This window comes from Miniphocaeibacter sp., from assembly GCF_049276255.1.
GTDB lineage: Bacteria > Bacillota > Clostridia > Tissierellales > Peptoniphilaceae > Miniphocaeibacter.
Genome location: NZ_JBASWB010000077.1, coordinates 1 through 3,250, shown reverse-complemented (window position 1 = coordinate 3,250; position 3,250 = coordinate 1). Strand labels below are relative to the sequence as shown.

Sequence of the window (3,250 nt, the reverse complement as noted above, 5' to 3'; positions counted from 1 at the left end):
TTTAGACGACCTAGCTTCTTTTGAATAGAAAGGAGAATATATGAGTAATAATAATAAGTCCAATTTTCCAAAAGGATTTAAACCTAATTCTGTTACAATTCTTTTACTAGGACTTTTATTATGGGCTGTGGTTATGTCCTTTATTACACCATTATTTACGGGACAAACTGTTACGGAGGTAAAATATAGCGATTTTTGGAAAATGCTACAGGCAGGTTCTGTTATTGAGGTAGAGTTAGACGATCCGTTAACTTTCACCGCTAAGGACTCAAAGGGTGTGGAGAAAAATTATAAGACTCCCTACAATGCATATATACAAGATGCTGAGCTACAACCTGCTTTAAAGGAAAAAGAAGTTGCTTACAAGGCTAGGACTTCAAATTTCTTTACAGAAACTTTACTTCCTAATCTGCTATCTATTGTCATAATGTTTGCACTTTTGTCCTTGCTTATGAGAAGTCTTACTAAGCGAATGGGTGGAAACTCCATGAGTTTCGGTAAGTCAAATGCAAAGGTATATGTACAATCTAAGCCAGGAAAAAGTTTTAAAGATGTAGCAGGACAAGATGAAGCAAAGGATGACTTGTCCGAAATTGTAGATTTTCTACATGATCCAAGTAAATATAGTGAAATAGGAGCTGTTTTACCTAAGGGTGTACTTTTAGTTGGCCCTCCTGGTACTGGAAAAACTTTACTGGCACAAGCTGTTGCTGGAGAAGCCAATGTACCATTTTTCTCGATGTCAGGTTCAGAATTCGTTGAATTGTTCGTAGGTATGGGGGCATCAAAAGTTAGAGATTTATTTAAACAAGCCAAGGAAAAAGCTCCATGTATTGTTTTTATAGATGAGATTGATGCTATAGGTAAGAAAAGAGATTCCCATGGTCTAAGTGGAAACGACGAAAGGGAACAAACTTTAAATCAGCTTTTAAATGAAATGGACGGTTTTGAAGGAAATACTGGAGTAGTTATTTTAGGGGCTACTAATAGACCTGAAATTTTAGACCCAGCTCTTACAAGACCAGGACGTTTTGACAGAAGAATTCCTGTTGAATTACCTGATTTAGCAGGAAGGGAAGCTATTTTAAAGGTTCATGCTAAAAAAATTAAAATACATCCTAATGTAGATTTTAAGCCTATAGCTTTAATGACTGCAGGAGCCTCTGGTGCTCAATTAGCGAATATTATTAATGAAGCTGCTTTAAGGGCAGTAAGATTTAATAGAAAGTTAGTTGCACAGGAAGATCTACAAGAATCTGTTGAAGTTGTTATTGCAGGACAACAAAAAAAAGGTATGGTTATATCTCCAAGAGAGAAAGAGCTTATTGCTTATCACGAAGTTGGTCACGCTTTAGTTGCAGCTATGCAAACTCATTCAGCGCCAGTTACAAAAATTACGATTATTCCGAGAACATCAGGTGCCTTAGGTTATACTATGCAAGTTGATGAAGAGGAAAAGTTCCTTATGAGTAAAGATGACCTATTTAGTAAGATTGTTACCTATACCGGTGGTAGAACTGCAGAAGAATTAATTTTCAACACAAAAACAACAGGTGCTGCAAATGATATTGAAATGGCAACAAGACTTGCTAGAGCCATGATTACTCAATATGGTATGACTGACGAATTTGGTATGGTAGCCTTAGATACTCAACAATCAATGTATCTTGATGGTGGCACTACTAGTAATGCTTCACCTGAAAAAGCTGCTGAAATTGATAATATGATTGAAAAGATCATGAAAGATGCACAAACCAAAGCTAGAAAAATCTTGACTGAAAACATTGATAAACTCCATGAAATTGCTAGATATTTAATTGAAAAAGAAACTATTACTGGCGATGAGTTTATGAATATTTTAGATTTAAAAGATGAAGAAGAAGAAAATGAAGAAAATTCTAATACGAATGAAGATACAATTGAAAATAGTACCGAAAATCTAAATGAAAATAGAACAGATAGTAATTCAAAGGACGATTTTAATTTAGATGATTGGGAAAATTTAGATGTTTAAAATAAAAAGGAAAGGCTAATAAACACGCCTTTCCTTTTTCTTATGTACCCTTCCCCTTCATTAATATTAAACCATATATGATATATTTTGCAAATATATATATAATATATATTATTTTTTAATTAACTTATTCCAATTTTTTTGACCACTCTTTAATATTGATGCTTCTTTTTCATTTCTTACTAAATATTTAGTAATTTCATTTCTTTTAGTGTGACCATTTAAATTTTCATCTACTATTATTATTGGATTTGTTCCTTTAAAGTCATATTGTCCAGATGCTACAACTATATATTGACTTTTTTCACTTTCATTGAAGTATTCCATTACTATGTTCCAGGATTTTTTTAATTCTTCAGTCCATTTTAATGGCTTTACTATTTTAAAGACTCCTGTCATATTGTAGATATTAGGAAGATCTTTTTTACTTAAACTATTTTTACTAAAACCATTTAGTCCCTTTTCTTTTATTATTTTAGGATAGTCTTTAAAGGCTACGTTCATATCTAAACCATTACCTGCCTTTCCTATTCCTGCAAAATTTCCCTTGTTGGTGTATTGCCAAATTCCAGTATTTTTGTCGATATAACTTGATTTTTTACTTATTGAATGTGTCCAATGTGCTACCCATTTATCAAATTCTTTTAAAGTTCTTCCTTGATAATTGTAAGAATAATCAAACGCATTATTAAACCAAGAACCCATTGTGTACAGACCAATATAGTAACCATTTTTTTCTATTTTATTCATAAAGGCTATGGCAATTTCCGTTTTTGTTTTTCTACTTAAATTAGCTTGAGAAGGATCTTCAAAGTCCAACCAAATTGGATATTCAAATTGTTTTCCTTTAATATTTTTAAGAAGATTACCTGCCTCATTTAATGCACCGGTTACTGTTTTTGAATACAAATACCAGTAAGTTCCTACCGGCATATTATATTTTTTACACTGCTCATAAATTACATTAAATTTTCCATCTACCGGTGTTACACCACTACCGGCTTTTATTATTACAAAACCTAGTCCGTTATCTTTTGCTTTCTTTATGTCTGACAAGTTGTTCCAAGCTGATAAGTCTACTCCTATTTTTTTCATTTTTTTACCTCCTCTTTATATATTTAGGAAGGTAAGTTTTTTTACTAAGACAAAAAAAGAAGTGAAATAAAATTCACTTCTTTAGTTTATTGATAGTCTTCCCCTATTAAGTAATTGTAAAAGGCTTTGTTACAATATATT

Annotated in this window: 2 protein-coding genes; one reads left to right on the top strand and one right to left on the bottom strand. The window is 32.1% G+C overall.

What is annotated here, in order from left to right; all coding sequences use genetic code 11:
- Positions 1 to 40 precede the first annotated feature (40 nt).
- Positions 41 to 2,014 carry an ATP-dependent zinc metalloprotease FtsH gene (gene ftsH, locus WAO56_RS10555; protein WP_422146360.1) on the top strand — a complete coding sequence of 658 codons (1,974 nt, stop codon included), beginning with the start codon at positions 41 to 43 and terminating at the stop codon, positions 2,012 to 2,014.
- 111 nt (positions 2,015 to 2,125) lie between these two features.
- Here the strand turns inward: ftsH and WAO56_RS10550 are convergent, their stop codons facing one another.
- A complete protein-coding gene (locus WAO56_RS10550; RefSeq protein ID WP_422146359.1) occupies positions 2,126 to 3,109 on the bottom strand; it encodes a GH25 family lysozyme in 984 nt (327 codons plus the stop codon).
- Positions 3,110 to 3,250: the final 141 nt, after the last annotated feature.